Here is a 14,514-nt window from a genome sequence, read left to right on the forward strand (position 1 = left end):
TGCGGTGTAAGGATGCTCTCAAGAGCGTTTCTTGGTGAACAGGAGATTCATAAATGATGTTACGTGTATTGGCCGTTTCAATGATTGGTTTATCGCTGGCCGGTTGTGTTAATAGCAGCGGCCTCTCCGGGGACGTTTATTCCGCATCCGAAGCCAAACAGGTTCAGAATGTGACCTACGGGACCATCGTCCACACGCGTCCGGTACAGATCCAGGGTGGCAACGATTCTAACGTTATTGGGGCAATTGGCGGTGCGGTTCTCGGTGGCTTCCTCGGGAACACCGTCGGCGGTGGTACGGGTCGTTCACTCGCGACTGCAGCAGGTGCTGTTGCAGGTGGCGTAGCGGGCCAAGGCGTTCAGGGTGCAATGAACAAAACCCAGGGCGTTGAGCTGGAAATCCGCAAAGACGACGGCAACACCATTATGGTTGTGCAGAAACAGGGTGATACTCAATTCGTCGCAGGCCAGCGCGTTGTGATGGCCAGCAACGGCAGCCAGGTGACCGTTTCCCCACGCTAATTATCTGGCCGGCCAGACGTAACCGGACGGTGACCTGGCGGGCATAAGAAAAAGGCCCTGATATCAGGGCCTTTTTGTCACTATCGGCGCGAAACTCAGTCTCTGGACTGCAGCTCGTTGATATTCTGCTCCAGCTTACGAATAAGCCCAAGCAGCAAATCCAGTTCCTCAGGAGAAATACCCGCAAGGATTTCACCCCGCGTCTTGCGAATCACCGTCTCCATATCTTCAATCAACGGTTCGGCTTTCTCGGTCAGTTTAATGCGTTTGGCACGACGGTCATTTGCACAGGTCTGACGCGAAATCAGGCCCTTCTCTTCTAACTGATCCAACGTCCGAACCAGTGAAGGCTGCTCAATCCCAATCGCTTTAGCCAGTTGAATTTGCGACTGTTCAGGCGGCAGCTGATGAATGTTATGCAGCGTGACCCAGTGAGTCTGCGTTAATTCCAGAGGTTTCAGGCGATGGTCAATCAAAGCACGCCAGATACGCACCAGCCGTGCCAGATCAGAACCCAGTGGCGATTCCAATTTCATCTCCTTATAATTAGCTTGCTAAGTTATTATACTGATTTTAGAATAGTGTGCAGCATTTAAATGCCCAAAACAAATGTATTGCCTTGTCCCCGCAGACTGACACAATGATTTACACTGATAATTATGATGGCGCATCGCGGCCCTCGACCCGCAACGATGCATTTGCAAAGGATTTTTGCTCGTGAAGCTGACGCTCAATACCTCGGGACTTCCCCTGCAGGACCTCATCGTCGGGGCCTCTATCTATTTTCCCCCGCTGTTCAAAGCGGTTATCCTGGGTTTTCTCATCTGGCTGCTCGCCCATCGCCAGCTGCGCGACTGGATGTACGCCGGTGACGTCTGGCATCCGCTGTTAATGGATCTTTCCCTGTTCGCGCTGGCAGTATGCCTGGCGTTGGTTTTGATTGTGGCGTGGTAACTAACTCGATGAAAAAGCTAAAATATTTCTCCACGCTGCTGGTTGCAGCCCTGGCACTGATTGCCGTATGGCTGGTCTGGAATTACTACATGCAGTCACCGTGGACCCGTGACGGAAAAATCCGCGCTGAGCAGGTCAGCATCACGCCGCAGGTTTCGGGCAGTATCATGGAACTGAACGTGAAGGATAACCAACAGGTTAAAGCGGGTGATGTGCTGTTTCGCCTCGATGCCACACCGTTTCACATCGCGGTGATGAATGCCCAGGCGCAACACGCTAAGGCTCTGTCTGATATGGCAAAGGCGAAATCAGATATGGACAGAGCACAGTCGGATATGGATAAGGCACGACGTGAGGCCGATCGTCGTCGTAATTTGCCAAAAAACTTCATCTCTGCAGAAGACCTCGACACGGTTAACATCGCGCTGCAAACCGCCAAAGCCAATGCCGAAGCCGCCAAAGCCAACGTTGCCGCCGCCAAAGCCAGTGGCGATGCCGCTAATGCCGCGCTGGAACACGCCAACTGGCAACTCTCGCAAACCGAGGTCAAAGCCCCGGTCGACGGCTGGGTAACCAACGTGTCCACTCGCACTGGCGATTACGCCGCCGTCGGCCACCCGGTATTCGCCCTCGTAGACAGCCATTCATTCTATGTCGTGGGCTACTTCGAAGAAACCAAACTTCGTCACATCAAACCAGGCGTCAGCGCCAGCGTGGTACTTTACAGCAACGGACAGACGTTACAGGGTCACGTCGCCAGTATTGGGCGCGCCATCTCTGATCAGAGCGTTGGCCCGGAAGGTAGCCTGATTGCCGATGTCAAACCGACTATTCCGTGGGTGCGCCTGGCCCAGCGCGTACCGGTGCGTATCGAGTTCGATAAGCTGCCAGACGATATTATTCTGGTGTCCGGCACCACCTGCACCGTGTCGATTGGCTCTCTGTAATGACCCTACAAGCGCTCGACTGGCGGTCCCTGCCGTGGATTAAAGCGACTCGTCCGCAATGGCGATATGCGCTACGCAACAGCATCGCCATGTGTCTGGCCCTGAGTTTTGCGTATTACATCAATCTCGACCAGCCCTACTGGGCAATGACCTCCGCTGCTGTGGTGAGTTTCCCCACCGTCGGCGGCGTTATCAGTAAAAGTCTCGGCCGAATCGCCGGGAGCCTGCTGGGTGCCGTCGCCGCGATCCTGATTGCCGGGCACACCATGACTGACCCTTGGCTTTTCCTGCTGGGGTTATCGGCGTGGATCGCTTTTTGCACCTGGACCTGCGCGATGTACATGAATAACGCCGCGTATGCGTTCCAGTTAGCGGGCTACACCTGCGCCATCATCGCCTTTCCAATGGTCAATCTGGTGGATGCCACCCATCTGTGGGATATCGCGCAGGCCCGCGTCTGTGAAGTTGTTCTCGGGATTTTGTGCGGCGCGCTGATGATGATGATCCTGCCAAGCACCTCCGATGGCACTGCGCTTCTGACCGCCCTGAAAAACATGCATGCGCGTATTCTGGAACACGCCAGCCTGCTGTGGCAGCCGGAAACCACTGATGCGATTCGTAGCGCGCATGAGAGCGTCATCGGTCAGATCCTGACCATGAACCTGCTGCGCATTCAGGCGTTCTGGAGCCATTATCGTTTCCGACGCCAGAACAGCCTGCTGAACTATCTGTTGCACCAGCAATTGCGCCTGACCAGCGTGATTTCCAGCCTGCGCCGGATGTTGGTTAACTGGCCGGAATCCCCCGCCAATACACGCGATGTGCTCGAAAGATTATTTGCCGAGCTCGCGAGAACTGACGCAAATGCGTATTCCGTGGCCCGGATAATCGCGCCGCTGGCTCCACGCAATCCGATGGATTACCGGCATCAGGCGTTCTGGCAGCGTCTGCGCTATTTCTGCCGTCTTTATTTGACCTCCAGTCGTTGGCTGAAACGGCTGGAAAATGCTTCCGCGATCACCGAATTTGACGTCCCGGCAGCACCTGCGCTGGCCCGGCGAACTGACCACGCCGAAGCGCTGTGGAACGGCCTGCGCACCTTTTTCGCGCTGATCATTGTCGGGGCATGGACCATCAATACCCAATGGACATCCGGCCCTGCGGCGCTAACCCTGGCGGCGATTTGCTGTGTACTGTTTTCGACGTCGCCTTCACCGTTCAATTCCCTGACGTTGCTGCTACGCACACTGCTTTGGCTGTCGCTGTTCAGCTTTGCAGTGAAGTTTGGCCTGATGGTGCAAATCAGTGACCTCTGGCAATTCCTGCTGTTTCTGTTCCCCTTACTGGTCACCATGCAACTGTTCAAATTACAGATGCTGAAATACGCCGGGCTGTGGGGACAGCTGGTGGTGTTTATGGGATCATTTATCTCAGTCACCAACCCGCCAGTGTATGATTTTGCAGGATTTCTCAATGATAACCTGGCGAAAATTATCGGCGTAGGAATGGCATGGCTGGCCTTTGCGGTGCTGAAACCGGGCTCTGACGCGCGTAAAAGCCGGCGTCATATTCAGTCGTTACGTCGTCACTTTATTGATCAGCTGAGTCGTCGTCCTCAGCAAAGTGAGCATGAGTATGAGTCGCTGGTTTATCACTACATCAGCCAGCTCAGTAACAGCCAGGATGCCCTGGCCCGCCGCTGGCTGCTGCGCTGGGGAGTCGTGTTGCTCAACTGTTCCCATGTGGTCTGGCAGTTGCGTGATTGGGAAACACGTTCCGATCCGCTGGTGCAGGTCCGGGACCTGTGCATCAGCCTGCTGCGGGATGTGATGAGCGAACGCGGTGTCCAGCAGCGCCCGCTGGCGTCCACGCTGAGCGAGTTAAAGCGGATTTGCGAAACCTTAGGCCATCATCCCCAGCCTGCCGCCAGAGAACTTGCGGCGATAGTCTGGCGGCTTTACTGTTCTCTGCTACAGCTCGAACAGGCCCCGGTAGCGGGCACCCTCACCGAAAGAACTACTTGATAACCCCACAGGCATAGCGCACGCCGCCGCCACCGAGCGGTTTCGGCTGATCGGACATGTTATCCCCGCCGACGTGGATCATCAGAGCTTTGCCTTTCACTTCATCGAGTTTTTTCAGACGCGGCGCCAACACGGGCTGCGTGGCTTTCCCCTCGTTATCCACCACCAGCACGGGCAAATCACCTAAATGCCCCATTCCAACGGGCCCTTCGTGTTTACCGGTATGATCCGGGTCCAGATGACCGCCTGCAGCTTCGGCCGCACTGGCTTTACCTTCTTTAACTGCAGGCTGGCAGCTGCCGTTGGCATGTACGTGGAAACCGTGCTCGCCGGGAGGCAACGCTTTGAGGTCAGGGGAAAATTCGAGGCCTTTATCGGTTTCGGTGATTTTTACTTCACCGATGGACTGTCCGACGGCTTGCGGGGTGACAAGATTCATTTCCACTTCCGTGCTGGCCGCGTATGCGCCGCTTGAAATGGCAAGAGTCAGTAACGTGAGCGTAATGCGCTTCATAGTACCTCCAAAAAAAAGTGTCCCTGGTAAGTCTAAACCAGGAACACCTTTCTGGACGGAACGTCAGCGCAAAGCGTGATTACGGTACGTCGTAACCCAGCGCGGCTTTACGGATACGGAACCACTGCTGACGGGTCATTTCGAGGTGCTCAGCGGCAATCGCAGAACGCACGCGCTCGATTTTGCCAGAGCCGATAATTGGCAGTGGCTGAGACGGCAGACGCATCACCCAGGCGTAAACCACCTGTTCGATGCTTTCCGCGTTCAGTTCTGTCGCTACGTTGGCCAGCTCTTCGCGCAGTGGGGCAAATTTGTCGTCATTGAACAGGCTACCGCCGCCCAGGCACGACCACGCCATTGGACGCACGCGCAGCTGTTGCAGCTGATCGAGCGTGCCGTCCAACAGTAGCGGCTGGTGAACCGGAGAAAGTTCGACCTGGTTAGTCGCCAGGGTAAACGGCAGACGTGATTGCAGCAGCGAGAACTGCGCCGGGGTAAAGTTAGACACGCCGAAATGACGCACTTTGCCACTCTGATGCAGCTCGGTGAAGGCTTCGGCCACTTCGTCTGCATCCATCAGCGGATCGGGACGATGGATCAGCAGCAGGTCCAGATAGTCGGTGGCCAGATTGGTCAGGGACTGCTCGGCGCTGCGAACGATGTGGGATTTATCGGTGATGTAGTGCCCGATAGCGTGTTCAGGTTTCGCGGTGGTCGCAATCCCGCATTTGCTGACCACTTCCATACGCGAACGCAGCTGCGGAGCCAGTTTCAAGGCTTCGCCAAACGCGGCTTCGCACAGATAACCGCCATAGATATCGGCGTGATCGACGGTGGTAATACCGAGGTCGAGATGCTCTTCAATAAAGCTGACCAGCTGCTGCGGGGACATGTTCCAGTCCATCAGACGCCAGTAGCCCATTACGAAGCGGGAGAATTCCGGGCCATTTGGCGCGAGAGTAATACGCTGAACCATACAAGCTTCCTCAACTGAAAAATTTCATCGAGTATACGCACATTTAGCGTTAAAACAGTGAAGGCTGATCAGGTTCTTCAGGTAAAGCGGATTTGTTTGCGCGGATTTTACGCAGCAGACGTTGACGGCAGAGGCGTAACACCTCCTGCTTTTGAGCATCATTGAAATTTTGCCAGTGGAAGCGCTCGTCGCGGCTGCGCATACAACCCCGGCAGTAGCCGCGTTCATCGGACTGACAAATCCCCCGGCACGGACTCTGTACCGGGAAAAACTCCAGTTGTTCTGCCACGCCGCCCCCCTGTTATCTGTATACTCTCATTGAAGCCTGATAATGCGCATCCTGCAACCAGCAATCATTTATCCCTTGCATTAGACCGATCGGTCTACTACATTGAGCCCCATGAACAAACACACTGAACACGACACCCGCGAACATATCCTCGCTACCGGCGAGCGTTTATGTATGCACCGCGGCTTTACCGGAATGGGGCTCAGCGAGCTGCTGAAAACGGCAGAAGTGCCAAAAGGCTCGTTTTATCACTATTTCCGTTCTAAAGAAGCGTTCGGTGTTGCGATGCTCGAGCGGCACTACGCAGACTATCACCAACGTCTGTCTGAGCATTTTGCCCATGGCGAAGGTAACTACCGCGACCGCCTGCTGGCCTATTACCAGCACACGCTGAACCAGTTTTGTCAGCAAGGCATTATCAGCGGTTGTCTGACGGTAAAACTGTCTGCCGAAGTGTGTGATCTCTCGGAAGTCATGCGCACGGAAATGAACAAAGGGGCCAGTCAGATTATTGTTTTGCTCTCCCACGCGCTTGAAGAAGGGCGTAAAGAGAAAAGCCTCACCATTTTCGGTGACGCCCATACCCAGGCCGAAGTGCTGTATTCGCTATGGCTGGGGGCCAATCTTCAGGCCAAAATTTCTCGCAGTGCGACGCCGCTCGAAAGTGCGCTCGAACATGCGAAGACCATGATTGCCGCGCCTGGCCCCTAACAGGCGTTTTTATTTATCGATTTACTAGACGACCGGTCTATTCAGGAGTCATGCACTATGTCACAACACAAACTGTTTACCCCGCTCAAGGTTGGCGCTGTCACGCTGCCTAACCGCGTACTGATGGCCCCGCTGACGCGTCTTCGCAGCATCGAGCCTGGCGACATCCCTACTCCGCTGATGGGTGAATACTATCGCCAGCGCGCAAGCTCCGGGCTGATTATCTCTGAAGCGACGCAGATTTCTGCTCAGGCGAAAGGCTACGCGGGCGCACCTGGTCTGCACAGCCCAGAACAAATTGCCGCGTGGACAAAAATCACCGCAGGCGTACATGCTGAAAACGGTCACATCGCCGTTCAGTTATGGCACACCGGCCGTATTTCACATGCCAGTCTCCAACCAGGTGGCCAGGCGCCGGTTGCGCCATCTGCGCTGAGCGCGGGCACCCGCACTTCCCTGCGTGATACCAACGGCCACGCCACTCGTGAAGACACCTCTGTACCACGCGCGCTGGAACTGGAAGAAATCCCGGGCATCGTTGACGATTTCCGCCAGGCGGTGGCTAACGCTCGTGAAGCCGGTTTCGACCTCATCGAACTGCACTCCGCGCACGGCTACCTGCTGCACCAGTTCCTGTCTCCATCCGCAAACCAGCGTACCGATCAGTACGGTGGCAGCATTGAAAACCGCGCCCGTCTGGTGCTTGAAGTGGTAGACGCCGTCAGCAAAGAGTGGAGCGCCGATCGCATCGGGATCCGTGTTTCGCCGATTGGTTCTTTCCAGAACACCGACAACGGCCCGAACGAAGAAGCGGATGCGCTGTATCTCATTGAAGAACTGGGTAAACGCGGCATTGCTTACCTGCACATGTCTGAGCCAGACTGGGCCGGTGGTCAGCCTTATACCGAAGAATTCCGTCGTAAAGTACGCGAACGTTTCCACGGCCCAATTATCGGTGCCGGGGCGTACACGCCAGAAAAAGCAGAAGATCTGATTGCTAAAGGTCTGATTGATGCCGTGGCATTTGGTCGCGCATACATCGCAAACCCGGACCTGGTTGCACGACTGGAGCGTAAAGCGGAACTGAACCCACAGCGCCCGGAAAGCTTCTACGGCGGCGGCGCGGAAGGCTATACAGACTACCCTACACTCTAATCCCCGCATTGATAGCGGCGGGCATCCGCCGCTATACTGATTGTCCTGCTTTATAAACAATATGATAAGGGGAAGACTATGCGCCTACTTCACACCATGCTGCGTGTTGGCAATCTGCAACGTTCCATCGAGTTTTACACCAACGTGCTGGGCATGAAGCTGCTGCGCACCAGCGAAAACCCGGAATACAAATATTCCCTCGCCTTCGTCGGCTACGGCCCGGAGAGTGAAGAAGCGGTCATCGAACTGACCTATAACTGGGACGTAGAAAGCTACGATCTCGGCACCGCTTACGGCCATATCGCGCTGAGCGTAGATAACGCCGCAGAAGCCTGTGAACGCATCCGCAATAACGGCGGCAACGTAACCCGCGAAGCCGGTCCGGTAAAAGGCGGCACCACCGTTATCGCCTTTGTCGAAGATCCAGATGGATATAAAATCGAACTGATTGAAGCCAAAGACGCCGGTAAAGGTCTTGGTCACTAAGACTCCCTGGGTGCTACGGCACCCATTTTTTTGCTCCCGCCTCTGCTGCAACCGCTGGCAAAATTTGCCATAATGCGCGCTACTTTTTGTAAGCCTAAGAGATCCTGATGTCCGACAACGCTCAACGTAATGCACTGTGCGACCGCTTCCGTGGTTTTTATCCTGTAGTAATAGATGTAGAAACAGCGGGCTTTAACGCTAAAACGGATGCGCTGCTGGAAGTCGCCGCCGTGACGTTAAAAATGGACGAAGACGGCTGGCTGATGCCGGACAGCACACTGCATTTCCATGTTGAGCCGTTTGAAGGCGCGAATCTGGTCCCGGAAGCGCTGGCGTTTAATGGCATTGATCCTAATGACCCTGAGCGCGGTGCCGTCAGCGAATACGACGCCCTGCACGCCATCTATAAAGAAATACGTAAAGGCATGAAGGATCAGGAGTGCAATCGGGCAATCATGGTGGCGCACAACGCCACGTTCGATCACAGCTTTATGATGGCCGCGTCTGAGCGCGCCGGGCTGAAACGCAATCCATTCCACCCGTTTGTGACTTTTGATACCGCCGCGCTGAGCGGGCTGGCACTGGGGCAAACCGTGTTGTCGAAAGCCTGCCTGGCCGCAGGAATGGAGTTTGACGGCAACAAAGCACACTCTGCTCTGTACGACACCGAACAGACAGCGCAGCTGTTTTGTGAAATCGTCAACCGCTGGAAACGTTTGGGCGGCTGGCCGTTACCGCTGCCGGAAGGCGAAAGCGAAGAGTAAAAAAAGCGACCATTGGTCGCTTTTTTATTGCCAGTCAAAAACTTACTCAGCGCTGCTCTGCTCGTCGTCTTTGTACTTAGCAGCCGTCTCTTTGATCAGCTGTTGCAGTTCGCCACGCTGGTACATCTCAATCAGGATGTCACAGCCGCCAACCAGCTCACCGTCAATCCACAGCTGTGGGAAGGTCGGCCAGTTTGCGTATTTTGGCAGCTCAGCGCGGATATCCGGGTTTTGCAGAATATCAACGTAAGCGAAACGTTCGCCACAGGCAGAGAGTGCCTGAACCGCCTGAGCAGAGAAACCGCAGCTTGGCAGTTTCGGGGAACCCTTCATATACAGAAGGATTGGGTTCTCGGCGATTTGGGTCTGGATTTTCTCAAGAGTCGTACTCATATCTTGCTTCCTTAAACTTCTTTTTATGGCTGTAGTCGCTAAGTGTAACGTCAACGACGGCTATCAGAAAATAACATTTTGTTCACGATAATGCATTTTACCTCTGACGTTTTGAAGTTGCCTTAAAAATATGCCTTTATCGGCCTACCCCGCGTAAACATGAGCATTTTCCGAGCATGTTATGTCCAGTTTGACGCATTTTTTTGCAGTCGCTAACGAAACTGTGCATCAGATACAAAAACACTATTAACAATTAATGTTTTTATGCTTTAGAATCGATTCGTTTTGTCAATCATACCCAGGCATGACCGTTTGCCTGCCTAACAGAGGAATGCTCAGTGGCGCGGATAAATAAAGTCTCGATCACGCTCTGTGCTTTGCTGTTTACATCGTTGTCCATTACGCCTTTGTCCCACGCATCGGAGCAGGCGCGCACGTCTGCGTCGCAAAAATCCCATCAGGCGAAAGCAGACCGTAAAAAGAAAACGACGGGCAACAAAACAAAATCAACAACGAAAGCCTCAAGCAAGAAGAAAACCAGTACCCTTAAGCAAACAACGAATGCTAAAAGTAAAAAAACGTCCGCCGTCAGTAAAACCGCCTCCGCCCGCAAAATCCATAGCCCCGCGTTGAAAACCGCCTCCGTCAAAATGGCGCAGAAATGCAACGTGCGTAAAGGCCATAAAAAGAAATGCGTTAGCGAAGACGTCAAACCGTTAACCATTGCGGATGCGCATAAAGCGCGCGTGCAGAAAGCACAAAAAACGGCGATGAATAAATTGATGGGCCAGATTGGCAAACCATACCGTTGGGGTGGCACTTCGCCACGCACCGGTTTTGATTGCAGCGGTCTGGTTTACTACGCGTATAAAGATCTGGTGAAATTCCGTATTCCTCGCACTGCAAATGAAATGTATCACCTGCGTGATGCCCGCTCTGTTAACCGGGGTGAGTTGCAAAGCGGCGATCTGGTGTTCTTCCGTACCCGCGGTCGTGGCACTGCCGATCACGTAGGCGTTTACGTCGGCAATGGTAAATTTATTCAGTCCCCGCGCACCGGCCGCGATATCCAGATTACCTCTCTGAGCGAAGATTACTGGGCGAACCACTACGTTGGCGCACGGCGCGTGATGACGCCGAAAACAATTCGCTGATCCCTGCCCTGTCGATCTATCGACAGGGTAAGTTCTTCTTTAGCCACATCTTTTAATTTGCTACCCTATCCATACTCAATGCATTGTTATTGAGTAATAAAATAATAGGGAGAATAAGCAATGTCATTCGAATTACCTGCATTACCGTATGCAAAAGACGCCCTGGCGCCACACATCTCCGTAGAAACGCTGGAATACCACTACGGCAAACATCACCAGACCTATGTCACCAACCTGAACAACCTGATCAAAGGCACTGCGTTTGAGGGCAAAACGCTGGAAGAGATCGTTCGCACTTCCGAAGCGGGCGTTTTCAACAATGCTGCACAGGTGTGGAACCACACGTTTTACTGGAACTGCCTGGCACCACATGCCGGTGGCGAGCCAACCGGTGACGTTGCAGCCGCTATCAACGCGAGCTTCGGCAGCTTTGCTGACTTTAAAGCGCAGTTCACCGATGCCGCTGTTAAAAACTTCGGCGCTGGCTGGACCTGGCTTGTGAAAAATGCAGACGGCAAACTGGCTATCGTTTCTACGTCTAACGCGGGTACCCCGTTAACGACTGACGCCATACCGTTGCTGACCGTGGATGTGTGGGAACATGCCTACTACATTGACTACCGTAACGCCCGCCCGAACTATCTCGAGCATTTCTGGGCGCTCGTAAATTGGGAATTTGTCGCGAAGAACCTGGCGGCATAATTTCTGGCCCGGCGGCATATGCCAGCCGGGCATATCATCAATGGCTGGAATACACTTCTTCTGGCTGACGACGCCCAGTCATCAGCACCACCAGTAGCGCAGTTCCGGCGATAATCGCTCCCATTACTGGTACGAAGGTATAACCCAGACCGCCGGAAATCACTGCCCCGCCCGCCGCTGCGCCTAACGCATTACCCAGATTGAACGCCCCGATATTGACCGATGACGACAGACCTGGCGCTTCATGTGCCACACGCATCACGCGCATTTGCAGCGGAGGGACCACCGCGAAGGTCGCCGCCCCCCAGATAACCATACTTACCGCCGCGCCGATTTCGTTTTGCGCAAGCCACGGGATAGATGCCATGATAACGATCAGCAGCGTCAGGAAGCCTTTCAGCGTGCCGGTCACGGAGCGGTCAGCAAACTTGCCGCCCAGATAGTTACCGATAGAGAAGCCGACGCCAATCAGCACCAGCATGGCAGTAACGAACAGCGGTGACGCATGCGTAATGGTATGCAGCACGGGCGAAATATAGGTGTAGAGCGTGAACATCGCCCCCGCCCCGAGCACGGTGGTCAGCAGCGCCGTTAGCACCTGCGGACGCATCAGAACCGACAGCTCTTTTTTTACGTCCGGGCGTTCACCGCTGCTGCCCTTCGGCAAGGAGAACCACAGACTAACCATCGCCACCAGGCCAAGTCCGGCCGTTGCGAGGAACGACATCCGCCAGCCGATGGTTTCACCGAGCCAGGTTGCCGCCGGAACGCCGCCGATATTGGCAATCGTCAGCCCCATAAACATGGTCGCCACCGCGCTGGCCTGCTTATGCTTAGGCACAACGCTTGCCGCTACCACCGAACCGAGGCCGAAGAAGGCGCCGTGATTAAGACTGGTGATAATGCGCGACAGCAGCAGCGTGGTGTAATCCGGCGCGATTGCCGACAACACGTTGCCGATCGTGAAAATTGCCATCAGGAAAATGAGCGCATTACGGCGCGCGCGATGTGAAAGCAGCAGCGTCATCAGCGGCGCACCGACCATCACGCCAATGGCATACGCGCTGATCAGCATCCCAGCGACGGGAATCGACACGTCCACACCTTTGGCGATGACAGGCAGCAGGCCCATTGGCGAAAACTCAGTGGTACCTATGCCAAATGCCCCAATAGCCAGTGCCAGCAGGGGGAAATTGATTTTCATGTAACGACTCCGGTAAGCCATCTCATTGAGACAGTGCAAAAGCAGAAGTCAAAAGCATGACATCAATCACAAAAAAACAAAAGTAAACAAAATGGCAAAAGTTTTTTGCGAATTTGATAACAATCAGAAAGGAAGAATGAGAAGGAGGAAGAGAGCTCTCCCTCCGGGTAAATCAGTGCAGTACAGCAGTCAGCCCGGCAGAAACAATCAGCGCCAGAGCGATAACGGTAGTCATCAGAGAGAGCTTCAGGTCGGTACTCATCAATTTTTCTCCTTTTAATCCCCACAACAAAAGTGAGCTTGCTCATTTTTGCACAAATATACGCAAAAATCTTCCAGGTTTTCGGCTCATATACCCAAAATAATTCACGTTTCAGGCAGGCGGCAAGCCCGTGAATCCCCAGGCGCTTACTCAAGTAAGCGACGGAGATGAACAGGTGCAGCCAACGCACATACAACTTGAAGTATGACGAATTTAGCGATTTTTCTCTTTCCCTTTGCCTCAAAATCAGACAAAATTCCCAGCTAATTTAAAAGCGTACCAGCCATTGACCCCCTCCTGTCGTCCTGTCTGTATCCCGGCGTACTGCAATTCAATTGAATTGTGTTAAGGGTGTGTAAAGGCAAACGTTTTCGTGTCGGCAATCAGGCGTAAGGAAAGGGTCTGGAGTGAGAACGAATGGCAACTATTAAAGATGTAGCGAAACGCGCAAACGTTTCCACTACAACTGTATCACATGTAATTAACAAGACACGTTTCGTGGCGGAAGAGACCCGCAACGCGGTGTGGGCGGCCATTAAAGAGCTGCACTACTCCCCTAGCGCCGTGGCGCGCAGCCTGAAGGTGAATCACACCAAAACAATCGGCCTGCTGGCCACCAGCAGCGAAGCCGCCTATTTTGCTGAAATCATTGAAGCCGTTGAAAAAAACTGCTTCGAGAAAGGCTATACCCTGATCCTGGGTAACGCCTGGAACAACCTGGAAAAACAGCGCGCCTATCTTTCAATGATGGCGCAAAAGCGCGTCGATGGCCTGCTGGTGATGTGTTCGGAATACCCACAGTCGGTGCTCGAGATGCTGGAAGAGTACCGTCACATCCCGATGGTGGTGATGGACTGGGGCGAATCTAAAGCTGATTTTACCGACTCGGTGAATGATAACGCTTTCCAGGGTGGCTATATTGCCGGACGCTATCTGGTTGAACGCGGTCATCGTGAAATCGGCGTCATTCCTGGGCCGATGGAGCGTAATACCGGCGCCGGACGTTTGGCGGGTTTCATGAAAGCGATGGAAGAAGCGCAGATCAGCGTGCCTGAAAACTGGATTGTGCAGGGTGATTTCGAGCCGGAATCCGGCTATCGCGCCATGCAGCAAATTCTTGCGCAGCAGCCACGCCCGACCGCCGTATTCTGCGGCGGTGACATTATGGCGATGGGTGCCTTGTGTGCCGCAGACGAAATGGGCCTGCGCGTTCCACAGGATATTTCAGTCATTGGCTACGATAACGTGCGTAACGCGCGCTTCTTTACCCCTGCCCTGACCACTATCCACCAGCCGAAGGATTCGCTGGGTGAAGCGGCCTTCGATATGCTGCTGGATCGTATCGTCAATAAGCGTGAAGAGTCGCAGTCAATTGAAGTGCATCCGCGCCTGATCGAGCGTCGCTCGGTTGCCGACGGTCCGTTCCGCGACTACCGCCGTTAATGATCTCTCAGGAGC

The 14,514-nt window shown here is 54.1% G+C and carries 18 protein-coding genes; 11 read left to right on the forward strand and 7 right to left on the reverse strand.

Translation table 11 applies throughout. The features are described from left to right. The first annotated feature begins 53 nt into the window (after nt 1-53). Nucleotides 54-521 (forward strand): outer membrane lipoprotein SlyB, encoded by a 468-nt coding sequence (gene slyB / locus MUU47_RS11955; protein ID WP_110508423.1) that lies wholly within the window; start codon nt 54-56, stop codon nt 519-521. A gap of 95 nt (nt 522-616) precedes the next feature. Here the strand turns inward: slyB and slyA are convergent, their stop codons facing one another. After that, nucleotides 617-1,057 (reverse strand): transcriptional regulator SlyA, encoded by a 441-nt coding sequence (gene slyA, locus MUU47_RS11960; RefSeq protein WP_110508425.1) that lies wholly within the window; start codon nt 1,055-1,057, stop codon nt 617-619. 181 nt (nt 1,058-1,238) lie between these two features. Here slyA and MUU47_RS11965 point away from each other — a divergent pair, with 181 nt between their 5' ends. The 3 genes from MUU47_RS11965 to MUU47_RS11975 are packed head-to-tail and all read left to right on the forward strand — an operon-like array spanning nt 1,239 to nt 4,446. Beyond that, nucleotides 1,239-1,475, forward strand: coding sequence for a DUF1656 domain-containing protein (locus MUU47_RS11965; RefSeq protein ID WP_159756116.1), 237 nt, complete (start codon nt 1,239-1,241; stop codon nt 1,473-1,475). Between the two features lie 8 nt (nt 1,476-1,483). After that, on the forward strand, nt 1,484-2,422 hold the full coding sequence (locus MUU47_RS11970; protein ID WP_258988427.1) for an HlyD family secretion protein: 939 nt from the start codon (nt 1,484-1,486) through the stop codon (nt 2,420-2,422). Continuing rightward, nucleotides 2,422-4,446: an FUSC family protein gene (locus tag MUU47_RS11975; protein WP_258988428.1), complete on the forward strand. Its 2,025-nt coding sequence runs from the start codon at nt 2,422-2,424 to the stop codon at nt 4,444-4,446. Before MUU47_RS11970 ends, MUU47_RS11975 begins: the two co-directional genes overlap by 1 nt. On the opposite strand, the gene sodC is transcribed toward MUU47_RS11975, so the two are convergent. The 3 genes from sodC to MUU47_RS11990 all read right to left on the reverse strand — a co-directional run bounded on the left by sodC (nt 4,439) and on the right by MUU47_RS11990 (nt 6,225). Beyond that, nucleotides 4,439-4,960, reverse strand: a complete 522-nt coding sequence (gene sodC, locus MUU47_RS11980) for a superoxide dismutase [Cu-Zn] SodC (protein WP_258988429.1) — start codon at nt 4,958-4,960, stop codon at nt 4,439-4,441. The two genes, MUU47_RS11975 and sodC, sit on opposite strands and share 8 nt — an antisense overlap. A 79-nt stretch (nt 4,961-5,039) precedes the next feature. Further along, nucleotides 5,040-5,936, reverse strand: a complete 897-nt coding sequence (locus MUU47_RS11985) for an aldo/keto reductase (protein WP_258988431.1) — start codon at nt 5,934-5,936, stop codon at nt 5,040-5,042. Between the two features lie 49 nt (nt 5,937-5,985). Continuing rightward, nucleotides 5,986-6,225, reverse strand: a complete 240-nt coding sequence (locus MUU47_RS11990; protein ID WP_159767836.1) for a DUF1289 domain-containing protein — start codon at nt 6,223-6,225, stop codon at nt 5,986-5,988. A gap of 111 nt (nt 6,226-6,336) precedes the next feature. Between MUU47_RS11990 and MUU47_RS11995 the strand changes: the two genes are divergently transcribed. The 4 genes from MUU47_RS11995 (at nt 6,337) to rnt (ending at nt 9,341) form a co-directional block, all read left to right on the forward strand. Further along, the gene (locus MUU47_RS11995; RefSeq protein ID WP_159767833.1) at nt 6,337-6,936 is read left to right on the forward strand and encodes a TetR/AcrR family transcriptional regulator; all 600 of its coding nucleotides are present in this window, start codon (nt 6,337-6,339) and stop codon (nt 6,934-6,936) included. Nucleotides 6,937-6,993: 57 nt separating this feature from the next. Then, nucleotides 6,994-8,091 carry an alkene reductase gene (locus MUU47_RS12000; protein WP_258988433.1) on the forward strand — a complete coding sequence of 366 codons (1,098 nt, stop codon included), beginning with the start codon at nt 6,994-6,996 and terminating at the stop codon, nt 8,089-8,091. 78 nt (nt 8,092-8,169) lie between these two features. Next, nucleotides 8,170-8,577, forward strand: coding sequence for a lactoylglutathione lyase (gloA, locus tag MUU47_RS12005; protein ID WP_258988435.1), 408 nt, complete (start codon nt 8,170-8,172; stop codon nt 8,575-8,577). A gap of 107 nt (nt 8,578-8,684) precedes the next feature. After that, the gene (rnt, locus tag MUU47_RS12010; protein WP_110508447.1) at nt 8,685-9,341 is read left to right on the forward strand and encodes a ribonuclease T; all 657 of its coding nucleotides are present in this window, start codon (nt 8,685-8,687) and stop codon (nt 9,339-9,341) included. Nucleotides 9,342-9,383: 42 nt separating this feature from the next. Here the strand turns inward: rnt and MUU47_RS12015 are convergent, their stop codons facing one another. Beyond that, a complete protein-coding gene (locus tag MUU47_RS12015) occupies nt 9,384-9,734 on the reverse strand; it encodes a Grx4 family monothiol glutaredoxin (protein ID WP_110508449.1) in 351 nt (116 codons plus the stop codon). A gap of 338 nt (nt 9,735-10,072) precedes the next feature. Here MUU47_RS12015 and MUU47_RS12020 point away from each other — a divergent pair, with 338 nt between their 5' ends. Next, nucleotides 10,073-10,888, forward strand: coding sequence for a C40 family peptidase (locus MUU47_RS12020; RefSeq protein WP_258988437.1), 816 nt, complete (start codon nt 10,073-10,075; stop codon nt 10,886-10,888). 120 nt (nt 10,889-11,008) lie between these two features. Then, a complete protein-coding gene (sodB, locus tag MUU47_RS12025; RefSeq protein ID WP_258988438.1) occupies nt 11,009-11,590 on the forward strand; it encodes a superoxide dismutase [Fe] in 582 nt (193 codons plus the stop codon). Between the two features lie 37 nt (nt 11,591-11,627). Here the strand turns inward: sodB and MUU47_RS12030 are convergent, their stop codons facing one another. Continuing rightward, nucleotides 11,628-12,794, reverse strand: a complete 1,167-nt coding sequence (locus tag MUU47_RS12030) for an MFS transporter (RefSeq protein WP_258988439.1) — start codon at nt 12,792-12,794, stop codon at nt 11,628-11,630. 172 nt (nt 12,795-12,966) lie between these two features. Beyond that, nucleotides 12,967-13,056, reverse strand: a complete 90-nt coding sequence (cydH, locus tag MUU47_RS12035; RefSeq protein WP_110508457.1) for a cytochrome bd-I oxidase subunit CydH — start codon at nt 13,054-13,056, stop codon at nt 12,967-12,969. Nucleotides 13,057-13,473: 417 nt separating this feature from the next. On the opposite strand from cydH, the gene purR reads away from it, so the two are divergent. Beyond that, nucleotides 13,474-14,499, forward strand: coding sequence for an HTH-type transcriptional repressor PurR (purR, locus tag MUU47_RS12040; protein ID WP_258988440.1), 1,026 nt, complete (start codon nt 13,474-13,476; stop codon nt 14,497-14,499). Nucleotides 14,500-14,514: the final 15 nt, after the last annotated feature.

The organism is Scandinavium hiltneri (genome assembly GCF_024764835.1).
Taxonomy (GTDB): Bacteria; Pseudomonadota; Gammaproteobacteria; order Enterobacterales; family Enterobacteriaceae; genus Scandinavium; species Scandinavium hiltneri.